The sequence below is a fragment of the Bartonella sp. SL317 genome (assembly GCF_059687655.1).
In genome coordinates, this window is the sequence record NZ_CM185144.1 from 2,254,284 (window position 1) to 2,275,524 (window position 21,241).

The 21,241-nt window shown below is 37.7% G+C and carries 13 protein-coding genes, 1 pseudogene and 2 riboswitches; of the genes and pseudogenes, 8 read left to right on the plus strand and 6 right to left on the minus strand.

Annotation, left to right across the window (positions count from 1 at the left end; all coding sequences use genetic code 11):
• Positions 1-1,434 precede the first annotated feature (1,434 nt).
• Genes gcvP through gcvT form a run of 3 tightly spaced genes read right to left on the minus strand, consistent with a single transcriptional unit; the run spans position 1,435 to position 5,724 of the window.
• Positions 1,435-4,230: an aminomethyl-transferring glycine dehydrogenase gene (gcvP, locus tag AC6ER9_RS09355; RefSeq protein ID WP_497074426.1), complete on the minus strand. Its 2,796-nt coding sequence runs from the start codon at positions 4,228-4,230 to the stop codon at positions 1,435-1,437.
• A 5-nt stretch (positions 4,231-4,235) separates the two neighbouring features.
• Entirely contained in the window at positions 4,236-4,604 is a 369-nt protein-coding gene (gene gcvH / locus AC6ER9_RS09360) for a glycine cleavage system protein GcvH (protein ID WP_497074427.1), read from the minus strand.
• 7 nt (positions 4,605-4,611) lie between these two features.
• Positions 4,612-5,724 carry a glycine cleavage system aminomethyltransferase GcvT gene (gcvT, locus tag AC6ER9_RS09365; RefSeq protein ID WP_497074428.1) on the minus strand — a complete coding sequence of 371 codons (1,113 nt, stop codon included), beginning with the start codon at positions 5,722-5,724 and terminating at the stop codon, positions 4,612-4,614.
• Between the two features lie 44 nt (positions 5,725-5,768).
• Positions 5,769-5,860, minus strand: a riboswitch (glycine riboswitch).
• 1 nt (position 5,861) lies between these two features.
• A riboswitch (glycine riboswitch) is annotated at positions 5,862-5,976 on the minus strand.
• Positions 5,977-6,422: 446 nt separating this feature from the next.
• Here gcvT and AC6ER9_RS09370 point away from each other — a divergent pair.
• Together AC6ER9_RS09370 and AC6ER9_RS09375 are read left to right on the plus strand one after the other, a co-directional pair.
• Positions 6,423-7,085, plus strand: a complete 663-nt coding sequence (locus tag AC6ER9_RS09370; protein WP_497074429.1) for an LON peptidase substrate-binding domain-containing protein — start codon at positions 6,423-6,425, stop codon at positions 7,083-7,085.
• A 13-nt stretch (positions 7,086-7,098) separates the two neighbouring features.
• Positions 7,099-7,314 (plus strand): Trm112 family protein, encoded by a 216-nt coding sequence (locus AC6ER9_RS09375; protein ID WP_497074430.1) that lies wholly within the window; start codon positions 7,099-7,101, stop codon positions 7,312-7,314.
• A 963-nt stretch (positions 7,315-8,277) separates the two neighbouring features.
• On the opposite strand, the pseudogene AC6ER9_RS09380 reads toward AC6ER9_RS09375, so the two are convergent.
• Positions 8,278-9,514: pseudogene (locus tag AC6ER9_RS09380) on the minus strand (MFS transporter).
• Between the two features lie 245 nt (positions 9,515-9,759).
• Positions 9,760-10,869 (minus strand): phage major capsid protein, encoded by a 1,110-nt coding sequence (locus AC6ER9_RS09385; RefSeq protein WP_497074431.1) that lies wholly within the window; start codon positions 10,867-10,869, stop codon positions 9,760-9,762.
• 784 nt (positions 10,870-11,653) lie between these two features.
• On the opposite strand from AC6ER9_RS09385, the gene AC6ER9_RS09390 reads away from it, so the two are divergent.
• The 3 genes from AC6ER9_RS09390 (at position 11,654) to AC6ER9_RS09400 (ending at position 15,460) form a co-directional block, all read left to right on the plus strand.
• Positions 11,654-11,818 (plus strand): hypothetical protein, encoded by a 165-nt coding sequence (locus AC6ER9_RS09390; RefSeq protein ID WP_497074432.1) that lies wholly within the window; start codon positions 11,654-11,656, stop codon positions 11,816-11,818.
• Between the two features lie 903 nt (positions 11,819-12,721).
• The gene (locus AC6ER9_RS09395; protein WP_497075355.1) at positions 12,722-13,030 is read left to right on the plus strand and encodes a helix-turn-helix domain-containing protein; all 309 of its coding nucleotides are present in this window, start codon (positions 12,722-12,724) and stop codon (positions 13,028-13,030) included.
• Between the two features lie 1,398 nt (positions 13,031-14,428).
• Positions 14,429-15,460: an aspartate-semialdehyde dehydrogenase gene (locus tag AC6ER9_RS09400; protein ID WP_497074433.1), complete on the plus strand. Its 1,032-nt coding sequence runs from the start codon at positions 14,429-14,431 to the stop codon at positions 15,458-15,460.
• A gap of 772 nt (positions 15,461-16,232) precedes the next feature.
• On the opposite strand, the gene AC6ER9_RS09405 is transcribed toward AC6ER9_RS09400, so the two are convergent.
• A complete protein-coding gene (locus tag AC6ER9_RS09405) occupies positions 16,233-16,874 on the minus strand; it encodes an SH3 domain-containing protein (RefSeq protein WP_497074434.1) in 642 nt (213 codons plus the stop codon).
• 513 nt (positions 16,875-17,387) lie between these two features.
• Here AC6ER9_RS09405 and AC6ER9_RS09410 point away from each other — a divergent pair.
• The 3 genes from AC6ER9_RS09410 to AC6ER9_RS09420 all read left to right on the plus strand — a co-directional run bounded on the left by AC6ER9_RS09410 (position 17,388) and on the right by AC6ER9_RS09420 (position 19,960).
• The gene (locus AC6ER9_RS09410; RefSeq protein ID WP_497074435.1) at positions 17,388-18,206 is read left to right on the plus strand and encodes a MetQ/NlpA family ABC transporter substrate-binding protein; all 819 of its coding nucleotides are present in this window, start codon (positions 17,388-17,390) and stop codon (positions 18,204-18,206) included.
• Positions 18,207-18,273: 67 nt separating this feature from the next.
• A complete protein-coding gene (locus AC6ER9_RS09415) occupies positions 18,274-19,308 on the plus strand; it encodes a methionine ABC transporter ATP-binding protein (protein ID WP_497074436.1) in 1,035 nt (344 codons plus the stop codon).
• Positions 19,301-19,960, plus strand: a complete 660-nt coding sequence (locus tag AC6ER9_RS09420; RefSeq protein WP_497074437.1) for a methionine ABC transporter permease — start codon at positions 19,301-19,303, stop codon at positions 19,958-19,960. Before AC6ER9_RS09415 ends, AC6ER9_RS09420 begins: the two co-directional genes overlap by 8 nt.
• Positions 19,961-21,241: the final 1,281 nt, after the last annotated feature.

Below are 21,241 nucleotides of genomic sequence, written 5' to 3' on the forward strand. Positions count from 1 at the left end.
TTTCTCTGATTTAAAGTCTGTGTATGTTCAATCAATCAAAATCACTTGGCTTACACATCATAAACAGAACTGCGTATAAGTAAAACTGTACAAGAACAGCATGTCTCTTAATGAGAGCCTCCAATACCAAGGGCTTATACCATTAGGGCATCGGCAAAAATATGTGATGGGAAAGTGTGTAATGATGCCGGCTTACACCTTCACAAGCCTAAAAATGGGGTTTTCTAGATTTTATATTATTTTATGGGAGCTTTACCATCATACCATTCATGATCTTCACCATGCAATGGGCTTGAGAACCTTGAGAGATAAAAACCGTAAAACTGCTACATACCTATATTCCGCTTGGGGTGTTCGGTTTTACATGAAGTTCATGATCCCTAAAGAGCCCAATAAACAAAAACGTAAGGCAATAAGCAATCTCCATTCTAAAAAACATTACTTTAGATGTTTTTGAAAGTCGTAAAGCTGAATTAAAAGGAGATGACAAACTGGAGATTGATTTTCAACTCTACGATACGGCTTTTATATTTTTCCAAAATGAGATCCCCTTTCAGTTTTAAAGATTATGCCAACAGAGATCTGCCGCCATTTCCTTGTGCCCCCGTCTGGCATACAGATATACAAAAACTGGAATGCTCATAACGTTCTTTTTTGCCTCAATATTTGGCTCAAATATATATCTCTATGAAGATTGGATATTGATTGATAGACAACAGTTAAAACACACACGCTTTCAGGAAAATAATGCCATAAAGCCCAAAACTGACCTGCAATAAACTGGGAAAATGTGCTAACTTTTTATAAGAGGCTCTGTAAAAAAACAACCCTTACAAAATTTAGCTTTACATTGACTTATTCTAACAGCTGTTCATCCATATTTTACATCTTCATAAAGAGCAGATTGAAGAGAAATATTGAGATAATTCTTGGATCGAAACTATGAAAGGTTAACGAGATACAATAACAGAATTTCGCACACCTTTATCATAAGCACACCTTTATCATAAGAAACATTAGAAATCCCAAAATAAGCACGCTCACCTTTTCGCAATGATTTCTTCTTTTTGCAACCGGCCGAGGGTTGCTTGGTAAGACGAAGTATATCACAATCCATGCAACGAACTGGACTCTGTCTCTATAGGTTTTGCTCTCATTTATGTGGATTGGCTAGCTAGAAATAACCAATGCACCTAATCACGAAACCCAAGTTATACGATAAAAACAAAAGAGATTCTACCGATCACCAACAAAGCTCAACTGCTTTTTCGACTTTTTCGATTTCGCTCATATTAAAAATAAGGGAAATTTTAGGAAAGAAACAAATGACGCCACAGTGACATATTCAAAATAACATGACCAATAAGCATAAAGCCCACACAAAATGTGTGGGCTTTTTTGCTCATGTAAACAAATAAATTGCATACATATTTTTTAATAGCTATTTCCCAATGGGGGACACGAACAAATAAGCATTCTGTCTCCCGCAACATTATCAATACGCGATACAGGAGGCCAATATTTATTGGCTGGATCAAGGGAACTATTAGGAAAAGCAGCTTCTTGTCGCGAATAGGGTCTTGCCCAAGCATCATCTAAAGTATCTGCAACGGTATGAGGAGCATTGACCAATGGATTATTGTCTTTTGGCCAAACCCCGTTTCCAACTTTTTTTGCTTCTTCAGCAATCGAGAGTAATGCATCACAAAAACGATCAATCTCTGCCTTTGGTTCTGATTCCGTTGGCTCAATCATCAAAGTCCCCGGAACAGGAAACGACATAGTCGGTGCATGGAATCCATAATCAATGAGACGTTTTGCGATATCATCCACACTCACCCCATACTGATCTTTCAACAGGCGTGTATCCACAATACATTCATGAGCAACCCGTCCATGTTTGCCCCGATAAAGAATAGAATAAGCAGAAGAAAGACGTGCAGCAATATAATTAGCATTTAAAATAGCTATTTGTGTTGCATATTTTAAGCCATCAGCACCCATCATTCGAATATACATCCACGTAATAGCAAGAATAGAGGCACTTCCATAAGGCGCTGCCGAAACCGCATGGGTTGTACCATCTTGTTCATGCCCTGGTAAAAAAGGCTTGAGATGTGCTGCAACCCCAATGGGTCCCATACCAGGACCACCGCCTCCATGCGGAATGGCAAATGTTTTATGCAGATTCATATGACAAACATCAGCACCCATATCAGCAGGACGAGCAAGCCCCACAAGGGCATTGAGATTAGCGCCATCAAAATAAACTTGTCCGCCATTTTCATGAATAATAGAACAAATTTCCTTAATGCTTTCCTCATAAACACCATGGGTTGAGGGATAAGTAATCATGAGAGCGGCCAATTTATCCTTATGCAATTGCGCTTTCATTTTAAGATCATCCACATCAACATCGCCATCGCTTAAACATTTTACCACCACAACTTCCATGCCTGCCATATGCGCTGAAGCTGGATTGGTCCCATGTGCAGAAGCCGGAATAAGACAAACTGTTCGTTGATGTTCGCCCCGTGAGTGGTAATAGCGTCGGATAGCCAAAAGTCCGGCATATTCACCTTGAGCGCCAGAATTGGGTTGAAAAGAAACTTGCGCAAATCCTGTAATTTCACACAACCATGCATTTAACTGATTGATCATCTCCAAATAACCCGCCGCATCCTCTTGTGAAACAAAGGGGTGTATATTGGCCATGCTCGCCCAACTTACAGGCATCAATTCAGCCGCCGCATTAAGCTTCATTGTACAAGAACCAAGGGGGATCATTGCCCGATCCAGTGCCAAATCCTTATCCGCTAAACGACGCAAAAAGCGCATCATATCTGTCTCTGAATGAACCGCATGAAAAAAGGGCTGAGAAAGAAAAGCAGCATCCCGCCTTTGACCAAAAAGCCGTGGAGAAGCCTGATCAACCAGTTGTGCCCCAAAAAGCTTTGCTAAAGCAGAAGCATCTTCTTCTGTTGACAATTCATCAAAATTAATTGCAATGCTGTCATCATCAAAAACACGAACAAGGCGTCCATTCATCTTGGCTTGGTGTGCAATTTCTCGCGCTTTTCCCTTCACAACAACGCTGACACAATCAAAAAAAGCCTCTCCTTCACAAGAAACACCAACGGCCTCTAAACTAGCAACAAAACGACATGTTAAATAATGAATCCGCTGCGCAATTTCTTGTAAGCCTTGTGGTCCATGCCAAACAGCATAAGCGGTTGCCATATTTGCCAACAAAGCCTGAGCTGTACAAATATTCGATGTCGCTTTATCACGCCGAATATGTTGTTCACGTGTTTGCAAAGCTAAACGAAAACCAACGCGCCCTTCTGTATCCACAGATTGCCCCACGATACGCCCTGGAATAAGACGTGTGAGCGCATCACTTACCGCAAGGTAGCCAGCATGCGGACCACCAAATCCCATCGGAACGCCATAACGCTGCATAGAGCCAACAACAATATCAGCACCCCATTTTGCCGGTGCTTCCATAAGCGTCAGCGCTAAAGGATCAGCCACAACAATCACCAGCGCTCCTTTTTCCTTTGCTTCTTTTATGACCTCACTATAATCATGAAAAGAACCCTTTGTATCCGGCCAAGAGAGAACAATTGCCGCTGTATCAGAACAAATTTCCTTCTCGTCGCTTATCCGAATGCCTTGTGTTTCAGCACGGGTTTGCGCAACACTCAAAATCTGAGGATGCAAAAGACTTTGAAGAGAAATTTTTGTTTTTTTCTCCCGCGAGAAACGGAAAGCAAGAGCATTGGCTTCCGCTAAAGCAGTTGCTTCATCAAGAAGAGAAGCAGCAGCAACAGGCAAACCGGTCAGCTCACTAATCAATGTCTGAAAATAAAATAAAAGCTCTAAACGGCCTTGGCTAATTTCTGCTTGATAAGGTGTATAAGCGGTATACCAAGCTGGATTTTCAAACAGATTTCGCAAAATAACCGGAGGAACATAAGTGCCATAATATCCTTGCCCAATAAAGCTTTTGTGCACACAATTACGCTCCATCATTTTGGAGAGTTCTTCCAAGGCTTGTCCTTCACTTGCAGCCTTTGGAAGGTTTAAGGAACGTCCCAAATGGATAGAACTGGGAACAGCTTGAGAGACCAGTGTTTCAACACTATCGATCTCTAAAACATCAAGCATTTTTTGTGTTTCATCAGAACGCAGCCCAATATGTCGAGAAGAAAAAGAACGCTCGCTCATGATATTCATCCAATCAGAGCCTTATAAGCATCTTCATCCAACAGCCCTTCCAGTTGTGTTTCATCCTGCAATGTCATTTTCCATAACCAGCCCTCTGTTTCGGCTTTCTGGTTTACCAGTTCAGGACTATCAGCCAATGCTGCATTGATTTCGACCACTTCACCATCAAGAGGAGAATAAACATCTGAAGCAGCTTTAACGGATTCCACAACAGCCGCGGCCTCCCCTTTGGATAGTTTTGTCCCACTTTGTGGTAAATCAACAAAAACCAAATCGCCTAATTGCTCTTGCGCATAATGCGTAACCCCAACGGTCACCATTTGTCCTTCAACGCTAAGCCATTCGTGGTCTTGTGTGAAATAAGTTTTAGACATAAAAAAATCATCCTTTAAAATAACGTTGTTCAACAAAGGGAAGAGAATGAACTGAGAGGGTAATCTTTTTGCCTCGCAATTCTGTAAAGACTTCTGTACCTTCAACTTTACACGCCATAGGCACATACCCCATCGCAACAGGACCATCAAAAGAAGGACCAAAACCGCCTGATGTTACAAGACCAATCTCATTGCCCTGATCATCGAAAAGCACCGCACCAGCACGAATAGGTTGACGCGTTTGTGGTTTTAGCCCTACACGACAACGAGAAGGTCCTTTTTGTAGCGCTTCAAGAAAAGCCTTCGCGCCATAAAATTGTGCTTTTTCTCGAACACTTTTAGGAACAGCCCACGTCAAAGCCGCATCAATAGGCGTCGTCTCAGGGGTAATATCATTTCCATGCAAACACAACCCTGCTTCCAACCGCAAGCTATCGCGTGCGGCAAGACCAATCCACTCAACACGAGAATCACTTAGCAATTTTTCAGCCAACATATGCGCATGCCCTATGGGTAACGCAATTTCAAAACCGTCCTCTCCCGTATACCCAGAACGCGTTATAAACCAATCTTGTTGTGGTTCAAACCCCTGCATAAAGAACAATTCATTGCCTGGTAAATCCGCATCAGAAAGAACAGCCGCCGCTTCAGGTCCTTGAAGAGCAAGCAATACCCTTTCAAGAGCGATTACTTGACATTCAAAATCAACAGCACGCTTTTCCAATTCTGCAAAATCAGCTTGTGCATTCCCCGCATTAGCAACCAACATAAAACGGCACTCTTCCAAACGGGTAATGATCAGATCATCAAGAATACCAGCCTGCTCATTGAGCAAGTAATTATACCGTGAATGCCCAATCTTTAAAGCGGCTGCGTCAATGGGAAAAGCATAGGACAAAAATTCCACGGCTTGTGCCCCTTCAACAGCAATCAATTTCATATGAGAAATATCAAAAAGACCGGCATGTTCACGCGTATGAAGATGTTCTTTCAAAACGCCAAGTGGATAAGTTAAAGGCATATTCCACCCTGCAAAAGCACCAAATTTTGCTCCTGCTTGTTCATGCAAATCATATAAAGGAAGTGTTTTTAAAAAAGATGTTTCTTGTTGTGAACCCATAATAACTCCAAAGTTGCGCTAACGCCCACACAATATGACCGTCTCTGCACCCCTCTGTCATAAACCTGAGAGACTCGCGAAAAAACCTTTCGCTTACACCTTCGGCGCGGGTTCTCCCGACTTTCCAGATCTGCCTTCCTTCTTTTACGGTCCTTCAAGCCTGAGAGATTATGGGCTATTTCCCCTTCGGCGGCAATGCGAATTCGACGACAATGCGAAAATCTGCAATCTGCACTCTCCCGCAAAAGAATGAAAGAAACGATAACGCTCTTTCCAGCATCCTTTAACCTATAACCTATCTTTATCGCACTGTCATTAGTAAAGTGAGAACATACCCTCATTTTAAAACTTGCATAAGTTGCTCCAAAAGATTTATAATAGTATCCTTTTGAAGCTTACAAAAATTGTAAGGAACACATTTTAGGAAATTTAAGACAAGAATCAAAAGTTATAGGCAAAAATGCCCCTTGAAAATCATGCAAAACATCACATCCTAAAAAGATCGCAAAGCAATATTCTTTCTTGTGTGATTAAACTTTAATGATAGAGTTTCATATTCTTTTAAGAATAAAGACTTTAAATATTTTATTAAGGGTGATTTTAATACACAAGAAGTGGATTTTATGCTTTTTTAATAGTGTCATAAAGTGCAACGATTGACAGACTAAAATTACCAAATACAAGGTCACAACATACTCATGAAAGCTGGTAATATCTCTTACAATTGCGAAAATGATCTTCCAAAACAAATTGCCCTTTTCCCTTTAGAAGGTGCACTCTTACTGCCCGGTGGTTTTTTATCCCTCAACATTTTTGAACCAAAATCGCTTGAAATGATTGAAAATGTTATGGTATCTGATCGTCTATTAGGCATCATTCAACCCCTTTCATCGGATACGGATCCCTTCTCTCAACAACTTTATAAAACAGGTTGTATAGGGCGTATTACAAACTACAGTGAAACAGGCAATGGACAACTGTTCATTATCTTACAGGGTGTTTGCCGCTTTACCCTAGAACAAGAACTGACAAATACAAAATCTTATCGAACAGCGCTCATTCAATCAAACATACAAGACTTACAAGAATGTGATAATGTAGAAAGTATTAATCGAGAAAGATTACTTGACGTTGTTGAGAAATATCTAACCATCCATGAAATGGAATATAATTTGAGCAGTATCATAGAAGCCCCGACACCTATATTAGTTAATGCTTTTTCAACGCTTATCCCCTTTACACCAACAGAAAAACAAGCTCTCCTTGAAGCTCCAGATATTGGAAGCCGTGCCCAAACTCTTCTTGCCTTAACAGAACGCTCCCTCATGAAACAAACAGGAACAGATTACCTTTTAAACTAATGAACGTAAAAATATGAAAAAAATGACCACAGATCCCAAAATGCTCGAATTGCTCGTCTGCCCAATGACGAAAAGCACCCTCTCTTTCAATCGAAAAACACAAGAGCTCATTTCTCTCAAAGCCAAACTTGCCTATCCTATTCGTGATGGTGTTCCCATTATGCTGGCTTCAGAAGCACGCTCTTTGCAAAACGATGAAAAAATAACACATAAGAATAAGTCGCCCTGATATATTTTTCTTAAATGATAGCATTCTGTTCTCGAATACTTTTTGAGATCAAAAAATCTGCTTTTCTCCTATTTTTTCATATTTTCTCGCTCTAAAAAGAATTTTTCTAACAAGCTATTTTTCACCATTTTCTTGAAATCCCTTCCAATGTTATGAGACTTTAAGAAATTCATGAAGAAAGTCTATTTTTTGATATTCTTACAAAAAAACATGATCTTAAAGACAGCATTTCTATTACCCCCAAGTGACGTTAAAAAATACACTAAAAGGCTAAGATTTGAAAACTCGAATGAGCCAGTGGAGTAAGTATAACATATTACGTCACTATTATAACTATTTATATTTTCTGCTAAAATCTTATGACTAAAATTATAGACCCTAGCATCAAAACTGGTTACGATAACACAAGAAAATGTTTCAAAGAGATTTTATCATGACCTTTCTCATCCCCTAAGACTAAAAAGGCTTTTAAATTATTTCTCACGCGCCCCAAGCCACGCCCTCCACAAGCTCCGCGCCTCAAGTCCTCCCCAATATTGCAAAAGATCTTAGCTCTTAAGGCATTTCATAAGAGGTATTTCTACTTCTTGATCTTGAGCGTTTTTTACCCACACATGTGCACCCTTTATTGCGCGCCCTTTTATGATGTATAAGGAGTGGTTTTTCTTGATTCAACATCACGCAATTTGCAATAAAAAAATACAATCTTGGGGCGTCTTATTCAAATAACAAGACATTGACTTATCTTTATAAGTCAATTCATTGTCTAATATAGACAAAGGTTTTTATTGCTTCGTTATTTTTTGAAACAAAGCAACTGTTGTAAAGTCTAGAAAATTAACAGAACACAAAATCATCAAAAAACAATGACGAGCGATAAAAACTTTTGGTTCAAATATTTTGTTTTAAATATAATGAACAAACCGTCTTTTAAAAAAGAAATGGTATGTCGCATCAAAGAGATCAATGATTATCCTCTACGGTCGTATGAAGAGGGTGTTAATGCTTTATTTTTCTTAATTTTTATAACGCCAATCATTCCAGTGGAAATGATTAATGCAGACATCGCTAAAAAAGAGCTCAACAATCCTACGAGAGCAAAGAGTCCAGCAATAAAGCCAGACATGGCTTCAGCAGAGTTTGCTAAAGTTGAAAAGGTTCCAAAACTCTTACCCAAATCTTCACGACGAGCGTATAATTGAATCGCTGAGACTAAACTAATATCCACAAATGCACCCGTAAATCCTAAAACAAAGGCGAACACGAGAATGAGTTTTAAAGAAAGCATTGAAGTCAAAGGCATAACAAACAGAATAACCCCATAAAGAAGCCAAAATACCATGAGTTTCAACGCTGTAACATTGACTATAATTTTATGATAAAACAAACCACCGATAACTGTTCCAATAGCCATGAGAGAAAAAAGTGAACTCACAAAGCTTTCCTCTGCCCCCATGACCAGAACAAAAGCTGGAATTAAAAATCTTAAAATTGCCCCCGTAAAGAGAATAGCAAATGATGAGCCAATAAGCGTAATCAATAAGTTATTATTTTCAGTAGAAATAGCTTTAAGATAGGAAGCAGTTTCTCGATAAATTTTTATAAAATTGAAAGCGTTATTTTCACTTGTATTGAGATTCATCAGATTCAATAACAAGATAATAGAGATAAGATAAGTCAAAAAATCAAACATGAGTACTGCCGATTTATTCGCTAAAAGAAGAAGAAGCGAACAAACTAAAGGACCAATGACAGATGCAATCTCATTGAGAACTTGTGCAAAGCTATTAGCCTTTGTAAAATCCTTGATTGCAAACATTCTAGGAATAGCTGCTTGAAAACTTGGTTGAAAAATACTTCTTCCGATCGTCGTGCATATCGCTGCTACAATAAGCACAATAATATCTGTCGTCCCTGTTATAGTGGTTATAAAAATGAATAATGAGGCGCATAATCTTACCAATTCACTGAAGATTATATTTTTCTTCAAAGAAAAGTTATCCGCAAGCCAACCGCCTATAGGACCAAAAAAGAGAAAAGGAATAAAGCGAAAAAAATACACAAGACCTGTAAAAAAGATGTTCTCTGTTAATTCTAAAACAAGTAAAACAAAAACAACTTCATAAGCATAATCGCCAACTTTGGAAATAAACAAAGAAGAAAAAAGAATTAATGGACTCTTTTTTAGAAATAAATTCATATCACCCATCCGCTAGTAAACTTTTCTACACTTAAAGTTACACGACCTTTAACAAAATTGGTGATATGAACTTCAAAAGAACGCCCAATCAATGGTCAAAATACTTCCCCCACCTAAAGTTTTCCACGCCTGATATCACATACCTCAAAAAAACGGCGTTTTACGACATGATTGGATAATCAACTGTATTTTTGCTGTAATTTATAATTTTTCAATGACTTTTGAATGCCTCAATTAATTATTTTTTACAGAGCTTTTACTCTTTTTAAGGCTTTTTCTTCCGCTTCTTTTTCTAACTTCTTTCTATTGACGTCTTCGTACATTTCTATTGTTTTGTTAATCTGATCATCAGTACCTGCTTTAAAGACAATCATTGTTTCAAAAGGCCTAAATAATGACGATTGCCTAATATGAAAAAAGATTTTCATTTCCAAACTGGATGGATCAAAAGCGCACTTTCCTATTCTTTCTAAGTCATGTATAGAGATTGCTTGTTTTGACATAGCAAGACCAATAACATCGCTATTTTTCTCACCAAAATTTTTTACTTTTAAAAGGCTATTTTTAGCGTCATAAACTGTCGACATATTCATGACTTCGTCAAGAACTTGAGTATTAATGCCAAAAATAAAGCTAAGATCACGTAGAGAACAAGCTTTTTTAAAATAACAAGCATTGTACAAACGTGAGTGAAATGCAAGACACCCGACAGCTTTTTGAATGATACTTATAGCGCTGTGATATGATTCTTCATCTAAACGAACATCACGAATATCTGGAATGTAGATTTCTTGTGTTTTTTGCAACGGTGCATCTTCACTGTTTAAGGCACAATCAATGAGCTTTTCTAACCAAGTGTAACTCTCAGTATCATCACTTTCTATGAATCTCGATCTGATCTCATCCAAAAGATTGTACAGCCCATATTTTTCTCTAAAAGCACGCTCTATTTGTTCATTCGTCATTGTAAATTCATAGGTATCTTTTCGTTTATCGGATATATATGATGCTTCAATTTCTGGATCATTCACTTTAAATTGATCAACGCTTTCTCCACGTTTAACAGATATCAAATGCTCACCCTTAAGAGTGTCAAAAGCGCTCGCCCCTTGCACCTCCCTAAAAGACATACCTTGTTGAAGAAACATCTTTAATGGATTGGAACCATCCCGTATTTCCGTTAGATTCTGTATTAAAAGCTCCAAAATTTCCTGTTGAAGCCTACCATCATTTATTAACGAATCCTTCTTATGCTCATAGAAATCCTTTGAGCCTTCTGGAAGGCGCCAATTGTAAAGCACAGCTCCCGTTGCAAACAGGCTGTTAATTATTTCCTCGTTTGTGGCTAATTTCATGAGATTATTTCCCCCGCTTAAATTATAAATGACATTTTTTGTCAATAAATTCCAATATATCTAATATAGTTTTTATTAAAACTCTTTAAAAAAGTTCATTATCTGGTTATTTTAATTAACTTAATGTTTACCATATTATACTTGAATTAACAAGAAAGAAACTAAATTAAGATAAAAATGATATTTTGTTTTTAATATACATTCCCACTTAATCTTGTCTTGATAACGCAACAACGAAAATTTTAAGCAAGAATATGTTAGGGATCTTATTTTTTAAATCCTTGTCTTGATTTAAAAACTGAAGGTAGCAAACTTGATCGTGGAGATCATCATGCTCTACCATCTACTATCCACCGACAAGAGTACGACTAATACGAACAGTTTTAAAAAAAAGCTTTTAGTAAAATTTTACAGCAAAAAAACACACATCATTGAAAAAATAATGAAGCAGTACGTTTTACGCATCCTCTATTTTTACTTAAACAGCAAAGCCCCCCATCCCTCGTCAATCTCCCCTCAAAGTTCTCCATGCCTAATATCACCATACCTCAAAGAACGATATTTTACAGCATAATTACAGCATAAGAGGATAATTATTAAGACACCAAGAATGCTCTCATTTTAAAATGTTTTCATTTTTCTAGCCAATCCCCTGAAATTCCTTTATCAATCAAGAGATATTCTGGTTGTATACGCAGCGATCAAATAGGGCTTGGGAGTCCTCAAACCGAGTATAAATTAGCCTCACTTAGCGGGTATCCCAGAATTTCTGGGGGCTCTTGTTATGTCCCAAGTGCTTCTTAACACCAAAAGCAAGAAGTTAACTCAGTTTTTGTGCTTCCAAACTCCAGAATATGAACTTGACAGTGCTTATTACCGGCAGGCGGGCTTTCAAAATACCAACCAAAAGCGTGATTTTAAAGACAGAGCTTCTATTGTCCTCTCATAGAATTTTAAAATACACCGAATAATAAGAAATAAATTCTCAATAAAATAATCAATCAAAAAACTGAACCTTTTCTCCTTTAAAGCACATAGCGTTTAAGCTGTCATAGCTGTCAAAAACAAGAGAGAAACAATGAACGAGATTCTCATGAAAACAGCCAAGATACATTGCAACAATTGCATATAAATTTTGCAAAAAACGATCCAAAAAGCTGCTATCACTCTGATTGACGATTTAAAGAAATTACCCTATGAATGAGGCTTGTATTTTTGATCGGTATATACAGCGATCAATGGGGGCTTTCAAATTCAAACATTAAACCCTGCTTTGTAAATATTGTGGAACTTCCGGGACTCTTGTCATGTCCAAGTACTCTCAGTACTAAAAGCAAGAGGCTGACTCGGTTTCAGCACTTCCAGATCCCGGAAGTCCACAAATCCTAGAAGTCCAATGCCGAAGGTACCTCGCACTTGAAAAGCATAAGCACAAGCCAAATATCCAAATTTTAATGACATTTCTATAAGCTAATCTACAGGCTAAACAATGCACTTTATTTGCTTGAAATAAGCAATTTGAATTTCAATTGACGACTGAAAGCAATTACCTTATGAATGAGACTTGTGTTTTTGGTCGTATACGCGACGATCAAATAGGGTCTGGAAGCCCGAAAAACTCAAACTAGAAATAAAACCGCTTTTTGCGGATATCCCGGAATTTCCGGGGCTCTTGTTATGTCCAAGTGCTTTTCAGCACTAAAAGCAAGAGGCTGTTTTGAGTCAGCACTTCCAGACCCCGGAATACCAATGCGAGGGCGCTCGCAACCGGAGGGGAAGCAAAGTGCAAACCAAAAAATCACATTCTTACGACATTTCTTTGGGCCAAAAAATTCGTTTTAGAAGAAACATCATGGGATTGTCTCAAAAACAATTAGGCAGTCATTTGGGTATAACGTTTCAACAAATCCAAAAATACGAAAAAGGTTTAAACCGTGTAAGCGCAGCACGTTTACAGGAAATTGCCGATATACTTAATGTTCCCGTTTCCTTCTTTTACACCGATAGCGCAAAAAAAGAAGAGAGCTTCTCGCATTGTGATGACAGAATATCAAGTAAAGCAGAATATTTACTTTTGAAAAATTTCAGAGTGCTGACCCACAAAAAACAAAGAGCAATCTTACAGTTGATTTCTGATGAAAAAAATAACCCTTTATTTTAATAAGGTTACTGAAAAACAATCAACTTTGCTTTATAACCACTCAACGGTTTTTAACTAACGTTGAAAAGAACTTTGACTGTCTTTCCCCCCAAAAAAACAAAGATTTTCATCCGGTCTGGAAATAATCCAGATTCTTATCCCATCTATTGCACTAAGCGATAATGCGTTGATTTATAACAATCTCATGTTATTAATATTAAACACGTGTCTTAAAATATCGTAAACTTCTTTCGTTTCGAAGCCTCTCATATTAAATCAATCAAAATCTCTTGTTTTCACATTACGAACTGAGTAAGCGTGTGGAGTGAAAACTGTACAAAAAAAATATGCCTCTCATCATCTCAAATGCCAAGAGGTGGTCTGCAACATTGAACAAAGTCGGTGATAGTGCCGCCTCACCTTACTTTTTATTCAAACATAAAAATGCGGTATTTAATGGATTTCATGTTATTTATTTTATAGGGGGTTTTAGCATTGTACCATTTACGAATGCTATCGCAAAATAGGCTTGGAAGTATTGAGAGATACCTCTTAAAAACAAGCGGAATTAATATCCCAATGGCTTCTCACTCTTCACTTAAACGAAAAGCTTGACAAAAAACTTAAGAATATTCACCACTCACAAAAAAACACTTAACTAAAAAATACTTCAATGTATCAAGGAGGCTTACAAACCTTATACCACCGCACTTCAGACAATAGTATTTTATGGCATAACAGAATAAAGTAAAAAAATAGGCCCGAAAAAACGATATCTGTCGCGTTCATAAGAATTTGTTTATCTAATAGATACTTGAGTTTATCTTGTTGCGTTATAAATCCTATCATTTGAAAGATAGGGAATATGCATGTCTCTTTGAAATCTTCAAATATTTTTTAAAGTGCCTTTGAGAGTATATGTTGAATAGTCTTCTATTTTTTTGTCAAGCCTTTCATTTTAATGAAGAACGAGAAACCAAGTGGAAAATGCTAAAATCTGATCTGTTTACAGATCGGAGTGGAAATCTTCATCTTCAAAGAAGAATAGAAGAAATCAAATCATTAAATAGATGAAGGATTAAAACATCTCCCAACACTATGCATCATACCATCTTTTAAAAATTCAAAAGAGTGAAGAGAAACAATTGACAGAAGATGAAAAAATCACTTAAGTGACTCTCGCAAAGAGGTGATGACTTAGCGTAAAATAGTCAATTTTTTTCAATTCTGAAAGATTAACAAAGACAGCATTATTTTAAAATAAAGAAATTTATTATGCTGACGATTGTGATTGGTGTGTATAAAGTTGGGATTGTTGAAAATCAAACCTATAATTTAATGATGTTCCTTGACCAACTCACGCTCTCCTGAGTATAGCCTGAGGGAATAAACGTGGAGAGACACGAAGGAGTGTAGAAAATGAGTTTTAAAGTTGCAATTGTCGGCGCAACCGGAAATGTCGGTCGTGAAATGCTTACAATTTTAGAAGAGCGTGGCTTTCCTGCACACGAAATTGTTCCACTAGCATCACGACGCTCATTAGGACAAGAAGTTTCTTATGGAGATAAAACCTTAAAAGTCAAAGCACTAGATAGTTACGATTTTTCCGATACAGACTTGTGTCTCATGTCTGCGGGAGGAAGCATTTCCAAAGAATATGCCCCTAAGATCGCTGCAGCCGACTGTGTTGTCATCGATAATTCCTCCACATGGCGCTATGATGCCAATGTTCCGTTGATTGTCCCTGAAGTGAATGCTGACGCCATAAATGCTTTTTCTAAACGTAATATTATAGCCAATCCCAATTGTTCGACAATTCAACTGGTCTTAGCTTTAAAACCTCTCCATGATGCTGCCACCATTAAACGTGTTGTGGTCTCTACATATCAATCCGTTTCTGGTGCAGGTAAAGAAGGAATGGACGAACTTTTTGAACAATCACGCGCCGTCTTTGTTGCCGATCCAATCTCAATGAAAAAATTCACCAAACGCATTGCCTTTAATGTCATTCCCCATATCGATGTTTTCATGGAAGATGGTTATACAAAAGAAGAATGGAAAATGACCGCTGAAACAAAGAAAATTCTTGACCCGAAAATTAAATTAACAGCCACTGCTGTTCGGGTTCCTGTTTTTATCGGTCATGCGGAAGCCGTCCATGTTGAATTTGAAAAACCACTCAGCGCCTCTGAAGCACAAACACTTCTCCGCGATGCCCCTGGTTGTCAACTTATCGATAAACACGAAGATGGTGGCTATACCACACCTTATGAATCTACAGGAGAAGATGACACCTTTATTAGCCGTGTTCGTGAAGATATCACCGTTGAAAATGGTTTAGCTTTCTGGGTTGTCGCCGATAATTTAAGAAAAGGAGCCGCATTAAATGCCATTCAAATTGCTGAATTGCTCATTTCTCGTCATTTGATAAAGCCTAAGTCCGTAAATTAACGCCTTACCGGAAAAAACGAAGAGCCTTAGCCGGTCTGTCAAAAGTCCGGCTTCTCTTCAAAAGGATATCCCTGCTAAAGGTTGATATTACCACCCTAAAGGACAATTATTCAGGACGTTGGTAAATTTTACTCTTCAATATCCTTAACCCTCTTCATCTTAAATTTAGCGTTCGCGGCCTTAAAGAACAAAGGTTTCTATCGGCACAGCTCTTGTACAAAGAATTGTTTTATGATGATAATCCATTGTTTTATATGTTGAATGAGAGTTTCGAATAACGTAAAATTCTCTCATTTTAAATCTCTCTATATTGAATCAATTAAAATCATGTCTTTCACACATCAAAAGCGGAATGTATGTGTGAATAAAACTGTATAATAAAAATGGCTTTTCATGAACCATCTTACAAACCCAAGGGTTGTCGCAACAAACTACAAAACTCATACTTTTAAACCCGTTTACACCACTCACCATCTTTATGCCGCCTTACGACACAAGTGATATAAAGACAAAAAGTGCCTTTCCATTCCCTTAAAAAATTCAGCTTTTCTTGAGAGAAACTCCATCGCCCCCCTAAAGGACAATATCTCGAGGTCTTGATAGTTTTATCCTCAATATTCTTAAATTCTTAATTCTTAAATTCTTACCACCTCAAATTAACCCTTCCCGCCTTGATAGCATTTCATAAAAAGATCAGCAGCATAAAACATTTTTTGCTTCATGCTGCTGCCATCCTTTTTAACTATTCTAGCCTGTGAAATTGACTTTCTCCTTATCGAGTAGGATAGGTCACAACACGGTAACGCGTTTCATTGCGTTCAAAGTTTTTGTAATTGACATCATCAGGAAAGAAGGGATTATAAGCATTTACGTGCTCCACAGAAACTTTTTGTGCGCTTGGGGAAGGATTTAAAATTGTCCTTTCATCTCCTTTTTTGACGCCTGTGGAATCGATAATCATATCGGTTCTGTACATTTTTTGCATGTTTTTGCGTGTTTTTTGCATCAAAGGAAGAGCTTTAAATTCAGAAACAGTCTGTTTTTCTTTTTTTACTTTTGGCGATTTTGTCATAGAATGTGATTTTGCAGGCATCTTTTTTAAGGCAATGGTAGGAACATTGGTGACATTAACATAACGTGCCGATGCCCAACCAACTTTTCCATGATAACCAAGAGAACACCAAGTTTTATTGGACAGGCAGCCATAAATTTGCACTTTTTCTCCCATTGGAACCATTGTGATCACTTTATAAGCTGTCGCAGGACCTGTGCGTAAAGATACCTGACCCGATGCGACACGAGCAACGGTTCCAGCAATGGTCTCAGCTTGTGCGTGAGAAACAGCCATAGCCACCCCTGATGCTCCCAAAGTCCATAGAATTATTGTCGTTGATAAAAAATTTTTTTTAAACATTATTTTTCTTCCTCTCAACATGTAAAGGGCAAAATATTCACCTTTGCAAAAATTTGCCGCGTTTAAATCCAGTGATTATTAATCTTTATTTCCTCCCCAAAGGTTTCAGCATATTGCAAACAAAATCCCTCATTGTCCCCTCCTCTACACGGAATACGGTCTCTTGATCTTGATTGCACAGTCTACTCCTCATGAATTGACAGCTAAAACATCATCTAATTACTTGGTTCTTCAACCAATCGTCTCTTAAAGAAGTTTTTAAAGTGTCATTGGTTCCCTTAAGCAATCACTACAATAGAAGAATTGATTGCCTAAATTCCAGAGAATTTTTATTAATAAATGATAATGTTTCCGCAAAACTGCCAAAAATAGAGGAAAAATAATAATATATTTTAAATAAAAGTGATTGCATATTCTCTAAAGGTTGTATAGCTTCAGATTTTCTTAAAATAATATCAGAGTATATTGAAGCTTCCCTCAAAAAAAACTCGTAGAAAAGAAAGTTAAAAGCACATGACATTAAAGTTTTTTTCTCGTAATCAAATTATAGGATTATTTTTCTCTCTCTTTGCACTTTTTTTGTCTACGACTTTTTCCATGTCCGCTGACAAATCAAAAATTAAACTTGGTATTATGGAAGGACGGGATGCAATTATCTGGAAAACTGCTGCTGAACTGGCTAAAAAATCTGGTTTAGATATTGAACTCGTTTATTTTTCTGATTACACGTTGCCTAACGATGCTGTTAACGCAGGAGAAATCGATGCAAATGCTTTTCAGCACGCCCCTTATCTGAATGAACAAATGAAACAACGTGGCTATAAACTTTCAATTGTAGGGTACACGTTTATTGCTCCCATCGGTGTTTATTCGCACAAAATCAAAAACTTAAAAGATCTGCGTGATGGGGCACATGTTGGTATTCCTAACGACCCGACGAATGGTGGAAGAGCTCTCCTCCTTCTCAATTCTTTAGGTCTTATAAAATTAAAAGATCCTCATAATATTCTTGCCTCTCCACTGGATATTATTGAAAATCCTAAAAACTTGCAAATTCGCGAACTCGATGCCGGCATGTTAGGGCGAGCCATTGATGACTTTGATATTGCCGTTATCAATACAAACTGGGCGATTGTTTCTGGATTAAGCTTCCAAGATGACGTCGTCGCATGGGAAAGTGCCACAAATAATCCTTATGATAATATCATCGTTGTACGCACAAGCGAAAAAGATGAACCATGGGTAAAAAAATTAGTTGCAGCTTACAACAATGAAACTATCCGTGCAAAAATCAAAGAGACTTTTGGTAAAACAGCACTAACATCTTGGTAAGTATGCCAAAAATTGCACTAATGGTGCTACCCCCTAATGGTTGCACTAAACATTCTGGTAATTTTAAATGGAAAAAAACGCCCTCATTTCCTTAAAGAATGTCCGCCGTTGCTTTAACAAAACGGCGGACATTCCAGCCATTGATAACTTATCTTTGGATATCCATGCTGGTGAAATCCTTGGTATTATCGGTCGTAGTGGAGCAGGAAAATCGACACTTATTCGTTGTTTAAATGGATTAGAAAAAATTGACACAGGCTCTCTTTTTTTTGAAGGTGTCGATATTTCAAATCTATCAGAGACACAATGGGCGCCTTATCGTCAACGAATTGGGATGATTTTTCAACATTTCAATCTTCTCTCATCGCAAAAGGTGATTGATAACATTGCATTACCACTCAAATTAAGTGGCGTAAATAAAAAACAGCGTCACAAACGTGCCCTTGAGCTTATTGAATTGGTAGGATTATGTGGTAAAGAATATTGCTATCCAGTAGAATTGTCAGGAGGACAAAAACAACGCGTTGGTATTGCTCGTGCGCTTGCTGCTAATCCTAAAATATTGTTATCCGATGAAGCAACTTCTGCTCTTGATCCTGAAACAACACAATCTATCCTAGAGCTTCTCGCTGATATTAATAACCGCCTCAATCTCACAGTTGTGCTTATTACCCACGAAATGGAAGTGGTACGTACCATTGCGCATCGCGTTGTTGTTCTCAATCAAGGACGCATTGTGGAAGAAGGACGTGTAAAAGATATTTTTACATCTCCACAAGAAGATACAACCATTGCCATGCTCAAACTTGTTACACCACAACTTCCTGAAAAATATAAAAAAAATATTAAACCCATAGGCCAAGAAGCTGTTATTGAAATAAATATTGCCGGTGAAATTGCCCAACAACCTTTTCTCCATCTTCTAGAAGATGAAAGCGGTTTAAGAGCACGTATTCTCCACGGAGGCATTGATACAGTCCAAGGAGAAACCATCGGGCGACTCTTCTTATGCCTTCCGGCTCAAGATAAAGAAGCTTTTAAAAAAGCTGTTCAATGGTTAACCGAAAAAGGACGATATTGCGAGGTGTTAGGTTATGTTTAATGTTCTGTCTCATGAACTTCCTAATGCCCTTTTTGATACACTATTGATGACGGTGAGTGCTTCTTTGGTGGCCCTTATAATAGGGCTTCCTCTTGGTCTTCTACTGTACATAACTACACGTGGCGGAATTTTTCCTTCATCTCTTATCAATCGCCCTTTAAGCGTCATCATTGACAGTATTCGTGCCATACCCTTTATTATTCTTGCATTTTATCTTCTCCCCCTCACACGTATTGTTGTAGGAAGAGGGATAGGCATGCCTGCTGTCATTTTTATCCTTATTATTTCAGCGACTCCTTTTTATGCACGCATGGCAGAACTTTCTTTTAAAACCGTTGAAAACGGCCTTATTGAAGCTGCCCGTTCCATGGGCGCTAGTCGTCTTCAAATTGTCAGATATGTTCTTATTCCGGAAGCTCTCCCTAGCCTAATTACAGGTTTTACAGTCATGGTCATTTCTCTCATAGGAGCCACCTCACTTGCTGGCTATCTTGGTGGAGGCGGTTTAGGAGACATGGCAATTCGCTATGGCTATCAACGCTATAATACCTTCGTCATGACCATCGTTATTCTTCTTTTGATCATACTCAATATTATAACCCAATGGACTTCTGATAAAATCGTACAAAAACTTGATAAAACGAAGCATTAAAAGGCTGTGGGGCTCGCACGCCAACATTATTATCCTCTTTCTCCCTTCCAAAGTGCAACGCCCCGCAAGTAGAAATACCTCTTGGCAATTAAAAACGCTCATAAAAAAACTAAGAATTTTTCTCTTTTCTTCAACGATTTTATCGACCTAAGTTCCCAATTTCTAACCAAGAAAATAGTTTTAATAACTGCAATATAAAAGAATAAAAAAGGATGAAATAAGAGATCTTACAACTTTCAAAACCCTCTCTCTCACCATAAAAACCATAAATTATCATGGTTCAATTTCTCCATTGATCACGCCCCGTTCATGGCAACACCCCAACAAAACAATTGAGCAGACAAAACAATCCACTATCACTCTCAAGACTATAACATCGCCACCATAATTATGATTGATCATTCCCAATCTATGAGAATTATCTCCCACAGCGTTTGAGAAAAAATTAAAATCTCCCGCCAATCCATTGTTGGTCTACTCATGGTTTTATGACGTTATTTTCTCAAAAAAATTGTACTTTGACGGTTGCCTATCAATCAACATCTAAATCGAATACGACGGCATATTTTAAATTCAAATTGGTTGGATAAAAGCTCTAAATACTGGTGCTGCTTTTGTATGCCAAAATGCAAACGAACCCATTGCATATATCTCTTTGGCATAATTTCTAAAACAGAAAGACGACCTCATTGGGGAAGGATATTAAAATAGCATAAAAGGGAACAAACTAATTTCCATCTTTACCATTATTCTTGCGGCCATCTTTAAGGCTTTTAAAAACCTCTCAAAGCACTATCCTTTAAATAATGGAGATAACACATTACCTCAGGCTTTGTTTATCTCATTCTTTAATAAATCAGGACCTTCTCATAAAAACAGAAGGCCCCAAACGAAATATATTTGGCTCACATATTCATGCACTTGTTTGAAAGGGGCATCAAGGCTCCCAAGTCCATTTCACGACAATGTCCATGAATGATATAACAGTCAATCCATTGAGTCTCCATCTTTCCGCTTCATAAAAGAGCAGACCGGCACCGTTATACACTTTGTCAACACCCAATGTTGTAAACGCAACCCTTAACATTCAAAACAATTCATGAAAGTGATATGCTTTTGGACACAGTTTCACTCCAGACAGACTCTCCCCGTTTTTAAATGTACAAATGAATGGTTTTGATTATTTCAATATAGAATCGATTTAACATTAAGGGAATCTTACAATATTCTAGACTCGTATTCAGGATAAATGACGCAAGATTATCATTATAAATCAATATA